The organism is Algoriphagus faecimaris (genome assembly GCF_900101705.1).
Lineage (GTDB): Bacteria > Bacteroidota > Bacteroidia > Cytophagales > Cyclobacteriaceae > Algoriphagus > Algoriphagus faecimaris.
Window position 1 is genome coordinate 110,382 of sequence record NZ_FNAC01000012.1, and the last position, 6,877, is coordinate 117,258.

The 6,877-nt window shown below is 42.2% G+C and carries 8 protein-coding genes; 6 read left to right on the top strand and 2 right to left on the bottom strand.

What is annotated here, in order from left to right; all coding sequences use genetic code 11:
- Positions 1–20 precede the first annotated feature (20 nt).
- The 3 genes from BLQ57_RS08440 (at position 21) to BLQ57_RS08450 (ending at position 4,078) form a co-directional block, all read left to right on the top strand.
- Positions 21–1,475 carry an NADP-dependent isocitrate dehydrogenase gene (locus BLQ57_RS08440; protein ID WP_087938830.1) on the top strand — a complete coding sequence of 485 codons (1,455 nt, stop codon included), beginning with the start codon at positions 21–23 and terminating at the stop codon, positions 1,473–1,475.
- A gap of 238 nt (positions 1,476–1,713) precedes the next feature.
- Positions 1,714–3,003 (top strand): glycosyltransferase family 4 protein, encoded by a 1,290-nt coding sequence (locus BLQ57_RS08445; protein WP_087938829.1) that lies wholly within the window; start codon positions 1,714–1,716, stop codon positions 3,001–3,003.
- The gene (locus tag BLQ57_RS08450; RefSeq protein WP_087938828.1) at positions 2,984–4,078 is read left to right on the top strand and encodes a DegT/DnrJ/EryC1/StrS family aminotransferase; all 1,095 of its coding nucleotides are present in this window, start codon (positions 2,984–2,986) and stop codon (positions 4,076–4,078) included. Before BLQ57_RS08445 ends, BLQ57_RS08450 begins: the two co-directional genes overlap by 20 nt.
- Before the next feature lie 49 nt (positions 4,079–4,127).
- Here BLQ57_RS08450 and BLQ57_RS21660 read toward each other — a convergent pair whose 3' ends face one another.
- Together BLQ57_RS21660 and BLQ57_RS08460 are read right to left on the bottom strand one after the other, a co-directional pair.
- Positions 4,128–4,421, bottom strand: a complete 294-nt coding sequence (locus BLQ57_RS21660; RefSeq protein WP_087938827.1) for a type II toxin-antitoxin system RelE/ParE family toxin — start codon at positions 4,419–4,421, stop codon at positions 4,128–4,130.
- On the bottom strand, positions 4,406–4,633 hold the full coding sequence (locus BLQ57_RS08460; protein WP_087938826.1) for a hypothetical protein: 228 nt from the start codon (positions 4,631–4,633) through the stop codon (positions 4,406–4,408). The genes BLQ57_RS21660 and BLQ57_RS08460 overlap by 16 nt, the downstream gene beginning before the upstream one ends.
- A 963-nt stretch (positions 4,634–5,596) precedes the next feature.
- Between BLQ57_RS08460 and BLQ57_RS08465 the strand changes: the two genes are divergently transcribed.
- The 3 genes from BLQ57_RS08465 to BLQ57_RS08475 form a co-directional block, all read left to right on the top strand.
- Positions 5,597–5,848, top strand: a complete 252-nt coding sequence (locus tag BLQ57_RS08465; protein ID WP_087938825.1) for a type II toxin-antitoxin system Phd/YefM family antitoxin — start codon at positions 5,597–5,599, stop codon at positions 5,846–5,848.
- Positions 5,845–6,123 (top strand): Txe/YoeB family addiction module toxin, encoded by a 279-nt coding sequence (locus BLQ57_RS08470; RefSeq protein WP_087938824.1) that lies wholly within the window; start codon positions 5,845–5,847, stop codon positions 6,121–6,123. Before BLQ57_RS08465 ends, BLQ57_RS08470 begins: the two co-directional genes overlap by 4 nt.
- 201 nt (positions 6,124–6,324) lie before the next feature.
- The coding region (locus BLQ57_RS08475) for a hypothetical protein (protein ID WP_175444654.1) at positions 6,325–6,877 on the top strand (553 nt) is incomplete at its 3' end.

A 6,877-nucleotide genomic window follows, 5' to 3' on the forward strand; every position in this document is an offset into this window, starting at 1 on the left:
AAACTAAAACTACAAGATATATGTCTTCAAAAAGAAAAATCACCGTGGCCTACGGAGATGGAATCGGACCGGAAATCATGGATGCCACCCTCAGGATTCTCGATGCCGCTGGAGCCCAACTGGAATATGATGTCATCGAAATCGGTGAAAAAGTCTATCTCAAGGGTATTTCTTCCGGTATGGAGCCCAAGGCAATTGATTCTCTTCGTGAGACCAAAGTCTTTTTGAAGTCACCTATTACCACGCCGCAGGGTGGAGGTTTTAAGTCTCTAAACGTGACGACCAGAAAATCATTCGGCCTCTATGCCAATGTGCGTCCTTGCAAGGCCTATTCTCCTTTTGTCAAAACTCATTTTCCAAAAACAGACCTTGTGATCATCCGTGAAAACGAGGAAGATCTATATGCTGGAATCGAGCACCGTCAAACACAGGAGGTATATCAGACACTTAAATTGATTTCTGAGCCCGGTTCTGAGAAAATTATCCGTTATGCTTTTGAATACGCCAAAAAATATGGTCGTAAAAAGGTGACCTGCATGACCAAGGACAATATCATGAAGTTGGCCGATGGTCTATTCCATAAAAAATTTAATGAGGTAGCTAAAGAATATCCTGAAATCGAAGCTGATCATAAAATCATTGACATCGGCACAGCTTTAATCGCAGATCGCCCAGAGACTTTTGATGTGATTGTGACGCTTAACTTATACGGTGATATCATCTCCGATGTCGCAGCTCAAGTGACGGGTTCTGTCGGATTGGGTGGCTCTGCCAATGTGGGTGAGGAAGTGGCCATGTTTGAAGCGATTCACGGATCAGCCCCTGATATTTCAGGAATGGGCATTGCCAATCCATCAGGTCTATTGAATGGAGCTGTGATGATGTTGGTTCACATAGGAATGCCAGAAATCGCTGAAAAAATCTCCAATGCCTGGATGAAGACCTTAGAAGATGGTATTCATACGGGAGACATCTATCAAGAAGGACTGTCTGCCAAAAGAGCGACTACCAAAGAATTTGCTGATGCAGTGATCGAGCGATTGGGTCAGCTACCTTCTTCAATGAAGCCGGCGGTTTTCGGAGAAGAAGCTACTCAGCCTATGCAAATCAAATTGACTCCAAAGACCAAAGCCAAAAAAGAACTGGTTGGGGTGGATGTGTTTATTGATTGGGATGAAGACAATCGCGATCCCAATGTCATCGGAGAGCGCTTGCGCAAAGCCAATGCGGACGGTTTACAGCTTCACTTAATTACTAATAGGGGTGTGAAAGTATTCCCTGAAGGATTGCGGGAGACTTTTTGCACGGACCACTGGAGATGCCGATTCAAAACCGACGATCAGCGAGCAATTTCCCATGAGCAGGTCTTGGACCTGTTAAAGCAAATCAAAGACCTTGGTTTTGATTTTATCAAGACAGAGCATCTTTGTGTTTTTGATGGAGTGAGGGGCTATTCCCTTGCTCAGGGGGAATAAAGCGATTAACGATTTTTGTACAGAAAATTGGGTCAGTCCGAGCGGAGTCGAGGACCCTTCGACTTCGCTCAGGGCTGCCTTAAACCCTGTTTAAATTTTTAACCCCTGTCATTTCCTTTTTGTCTGTTTCCAGAATATTTAAGATTTAATCTGACCAAAAACCGAAATAAAGGTTAACCTCTCATTTTTTTATCTCAATCTTGGTCTTTGTCACAGCGAGACTGTACTTTGTGTACGTATGCAAAAGAGAGTTCTCATCATTACCTACTATTGGCCGCCAAGTGGAGGTTCGGGCGTGCAGCGATGGCTGAAATTTGCCAAGTACCTTCCGGAATTTGGTTGGGAACCTGTTATTTTTACTCCCGAAAATCCTGATTTTGACATCAAAGACCCTTCCCTCGAAAAAGAAATCAGCCCCTCGCTAGAGGTAATCAAATTTCCGATTTGGGAACCCTACTCTATTTTTGCGAAACTGCGAGGAAGAAAGAAAAATCATCCCTCAAGGGTTTTGGAGCAAAAGGATAAAAGTTTGCTTGAGAAAGTTGGTATTTGGGCCCGCGCAAATTTATTAGTCCCTGATCCGCGTGTGTTTTGGGTGAAGCCATCGGTTAAATTCTTGACTGATTTGGTGGAGAACGGACAGTTTCAGGCGGTGATTACGACTGGACCGCCTCATTCCATGCATCTGATCGGCAAAGCACTCAAAGAGAAAACGGGGATTTATTGGTTGGCTGATTTTCGTGACCCCTGGTCTGAATGGGAGTTTTTGGACACTTTACCCATGCGGGATAAAATCCGAGAGAAACATCAAGCTCTTGAACAGGAGGTATTGAGAAAAGCAGATCGCATTTTGACCATTTCTCCCACATTTCAACTGGATTTTGAACGGTTGTCTCGGCGAGAAGTCGATTTGTTGACCAATGGATTCGACTCCAATGATCTTCCAGCCGATTTTGAAGAAAAGAAGAAAGCCAAATCTGGTTTTCATTTGGTCTATACTGGAGTGATTGATTCCATTCGAAATCCCATTCCGCTTTTAAAGGCCTTTCGAGAAGAATTCATAGACAGCGAGCAAGCTGTTCGGATTTCTTTCGTGGGCAAAGTAAGTGAGGTGGTGCAAAACTTTGTCACTGAGGATACCTGGCTTTCGGAGCATGTTTTTTTTCCAGGCTATGTTGCGCACGAAGAGGTATTTCAGTTTTATGCTGATGCAAGTGCTTTGCTGTTGATTCTTACGGATACCAAAAATGCAAAAGGAAATATCCCCGGGAAGGTTTTTGAATACCTTTCCACAGGAGTTCCTGTCTTAGCCATCGGGGATCCCAAAGGAGATACTGCCAAAATCCTTCGGGAAACGGGAGCGGGGAAGGTGATTCCACATTTTGATCAAGTCAAAATGCAGGTGGCCTTGCGAAAACTCTGTGAAGGAAAGATCGTCTCGGCAGATTCGGAGTTGATTGCCAAATTCTCCAGAAAGAACCTAACTCAACAGCTATCCCAACTTCTTGATGAATATTTCCTTTCTTGATCTTTCCCAAATCAATGCAGAGTTAAAGGATCGGCTGAGACAAAAGTTTTCAGAGCTGCTGGATAAGGGTATATTTTCTGGAGGTAAGGAGGTCGAGCAGCTTGAATCTATGATCTGCTCCTTACTCCATTCTTCTCATGCCATTCCTTGCGCCAACGGAACCGATGCGCTTGAGCTTGCACTTCGTGCGTTGAATATCGGACCCGGAGATGAGGTGATCGTTCCTGCAATGACCTGGGTCAGTACTGCAGAGGCGGTAGTGTTCGTAGGTGCCAAGCCGATTTTTTGGGAAACGGATGGGCAGGGATTGCTTCGATCGGATTGGGAAAAGGCAGTAACAGAGAAGACCAAGTGCGTGATTCCTGTTCATTTGTATGGGAAAATGGTCAATATGTCCGCATTGGTGAAAAAGGCAAAAGCGCATCAGCTTTTTGTTATCGAAGATGCCGCCCAGTCCTTTGGAGCAGTGCAGGAAGGCAAAGCGGCGGGAACGTGGGGAGATATCGGTTGCCTTAGTTTCTATCCGACCAAAAATCTAGGTGCATTAGGAGAAGCAGGAATGTGCCTTACACAAGATGAAACTCTGGCCAAGAAGATCCGCTTGCTTTCTAACCATGGGCAGCCTATTCGAGATCAGCATGAATTGATCGGGCGAAACAGTCGAATTGATAGCCTGCAAGCAGGATTTTTGAATGTGCTGATTGAAGAGTTTGAATCTGGCCAAAAAATACGAAAAGTCTTTGCCAAGCGGTATGTAGAAAAGCTTTCGGGTGTTTCTGAACTTGTACTTCCCGAAGGAATCTTGGAAGAAGATCACAATGCCCATCTCTTCGTGGTTCAGACCGAAAAGCGAGATCAATTGCAGGTATTTTTGGCAAAAAATGGGATAGGGACTGCTATTCATTATCCTCGGATTATTCCCGATATGAGGCCCTATCGTGCTGATGGTGATTTTGTAGCTGCCCGAAAACTAGCTAATGAAGGGCTCTCTTTGCCTTTGAACCCCTATTTGAAAGCAGAAGAGGTGGATTGGATAGTGGATAAAGTGGAGGAGTTTTTTGGGCTAATGTTTTAATTTTTAAAAGTATTGAAATTAAGTCTCTCATTCAAGAAGATTTGTCTTCTTAGAGGGCCAACGAGTCGGGATTTCTTCTTGAGTCCCAAACTCGTAAAATTTGAATTTCATCCTCTGTGATTCGATAAAAAATTTTGTATTCTCTGACAACTTTTGAATACACATTCCGGTAGTTTGTCTGGGCTCCTATTTTCGGGAAGATGGAAATTAGAAATGCTGATTTTTCGAAAAGTTGTTCAAGTTTTTCAGGAAAGTGATCTGATTGATTTCTCAGTAACCAATACTTGTATATCGCCACCCGATCATTAATCGCAATTGTAGTCCATCTTACTTTTTTAGCCATTTTTTTACTAATTGGCTAGCTTCAGCATTTGAATATAGATTTCCTGCTTCAGCGTCAGAAATTCCATTATCTATGGCCTTTTTCTCTAATTCAGATAGTTCATTTACATGTTCAATTTCATATTCGAGTTCCACTGCCTTCAAAATTTCATCTAAAAGGCGCGGGTCACTGATAGCATTGATTCGGTTTTTTATTTTCTCCTTAATATTCATATCTCTAAAATTAAGAAAATAAGGTGAATGTTGCTAGAAGGAGGATAATTGGGCCTACTGAAATTGAATTGAATTTTAACAAAGGTGTTTTTAGAAAAGCATTCACTAGGTTTTATTTTCTTTGAGCGGAAATTTGAGAGATACCAATTATTTCGTTTCAGATCCGTGTTGCAGATGCTGAAGAAATCAGTTTAAGGTTGTAAATTTCAAACTGCTCTTATTAAACTCCAAAGATATTGAGAAAAAACTAAGCTATGAATGGGCTAAATAGCAAGATCAATTACAGGCATTTTTGGCAAAAAAAGGGATAGGGACTGCTATTCATTATCCTCGGATTATTCCCGATATGAGGCCCTAACGCGTTGATGATGATTTTGTTATTGGCCGATAACTAGCTAATGAAGGGCTCTCTTTGCCTTTGAACCCCTATTTGGAAGCAGAAGAGGTGGATTGGATAGTGGATAAAGTGGAGGAGTTTTTTGGGCTAATGTTTTAATTTTTAAAAGTATTGAACTTAGGTCTCTCATTCAAGAAGGTTTGTCTTCTTAGAGGGTCAACGAGTCGGGAAATCCCAGCTGAGTGTAGTTTTAGGTTGTATTTTAAAAGAGACGTTGCCTAGGCGTAATTTGTAATTACGTTTTCGTATCAAAACAAATTTGTGATTTGCTGATGATACAAGAGTTGAAGAAATAAAGCCAATTAGAGGGATATGAGGGAATGACAAGGCGTTAAAAATTCCGATCCTGATCGGAACTAGCTTTGGGACGGCTTGTAGGGTGGACAAAATCTAAATGCCTCAAATCAAACTACAAAGATAATGAGAAGGAGCTACACTGGAGGTAGGAAATAATCAAGGAAAGGTTTAGGGTGGGACAGGTATGGTTTAAATTTTTCTTTTGCCCATTATTCTGAACCTTTTCATTTAAATTAGTGTACCAAATTGTGTACACTAAATTTGAAAACATGGTAGTAATTAGCACAAGAGAGTTTCGGCAAAATCTCAAAAAATATTTGGACCTGATAGATAAGAATGAGCGGGTGATTATTCAACGGGGCAAGGGCAAAGTGTATGAAATTTCAAAGGATGTGAAAAATGACCGATTCTTTGATGATCCAGCGGTACAGGAGCGAATAGTCAAGAGTATTCAATCCTACTCCGAGGGTAAAACAATAAAATTGTCTGATGACCAATTGAAGGATTTACTTGGTATATGACATTTGAGATTGAATTTACATTTGAAGCACTGCAAGATTTTGAGAAGCTGAAGAAAACAGGAAATAAGTCGATTTTAAAGAAGTTCTTCTCTTTGATTCAGGAACATAAAAAGCATCCAGAGACAGGGAAAGGAAAACCTGAAAGGCTCAAACACTTTCAACAAAATACTTGGTCGAGAAGGATTGATAAAAAGCACAGGCTGGTATATTTGATCGATGGAACAAAAATTGTCGTGACGATTTTAGGTGCCTATGGGCATTATGGTGATAAATAAAGCCAGCTTTAATCCCCCTATGGGAGTAGTAGAATCATGATTAGGACTAGGTGTAGTTTGGCTGCCCTGCCATCTGGCCTCTCGCTAAAAAGCTTTACTATAGCTTTTTCTGACGCGCGATCCTACCTTTATATACTGATAAACTTGTAATTTGCCAGGTGCGGAAAACATCATTATCAATACAACACTCTTTGAGGTAATTTGGTAGCATGGCTCAATGCAGAGCAGGGAAGGATCCTTGGCCCATCCCGAAGCCAAGAAGTGCAGGAGGGGGATAGTGTGGAACTTGGTGTTTTTGGAAAATACGTAGACCCCAAGAAGTTCAGACTAAGTCCGGCGACCTTTGCCCGAACCGGGATGGACCGCAAGATCATCCGCACGCTCGGGGAGTATGGGCAAAACCTGGCCGCCTCCCCCAACGAACTTGCGATAGCCAATGTCATTGCGCTGGTGATTACCGAACTTAAACAGAAACCTGCACCCGAAGCGTATATGGGTTACGCTTTGTATGATGCAGATAGTAATCTGTACGAACAAGGAAAGGTAGTTTTAAGCAAAAGAGCCAGAAACAAGCATGAAGAACTGATTGAGAAGATCGCGGTGAGGAAGGATGGCTACATCGAAACATTCTTGGTGAACGAGACAAGCGAAAACGTCTGGTTCGATCAGTTCCGGATTATGAGTACTGGTCCCTTAATCGTACAGGAGACTCATTATGATCCCTGGGGTGTTGAACTAAGCGGATTGGGGTATC

Bases quoted from the DNA above. Each gene is read 5' to 3' on its own strand.
- BLQ57_RS21660 (WP_087938827.1), bottom strand. From the start codon at position 4,421: ATGGCTAAAAAAGTAAGATGGACTACAATTGCGATTAATGATCGGGTG.
- BLQ57_RS08450 (WP_087938828.1), top strand. From the start codon at position 2,984: ATGAATATTTCCTTTCTTGATCTTTCCCAAATCAATGCAGAGTTAAAG.
- BLQ57_RS08440 (WP_087938830.1), top strand. From the start codon at position 21: ATGTCTTCAAAAAGAAAAATCACCGTGGCCTACGGAGATGGAATCGGA.
- BLQ57_RS08460 (WP_087938826.1), bottom strand. From the start codon at position 4,633: ATGAATATTAAGGAGAAAATAAAAAACCGAATCAATGCTATCAGTGAC.
- BLQ57_RS08445 (WP_087938829.1), top strand. From the start codon at position 1,714: ATGCAAAAGAGAGTTCTCATCATTACCTACTATTGGCCGCCAAGTGGA.
- BLQ57_RS08465 (WP_087938825.1), top strand. From the start codon at position 5,597: ATGGTAGTAATTAGCACAAGAGAGTTTCGGCAAAATCTCAAAAAATAT.
- BLQ57_RS08470 (WP_087938824.1), top strand. From the start codon at position 5,845: ATGACATTTGAGATTGAATTTACATTTGAAGCACTGCAAGATTTTGAG.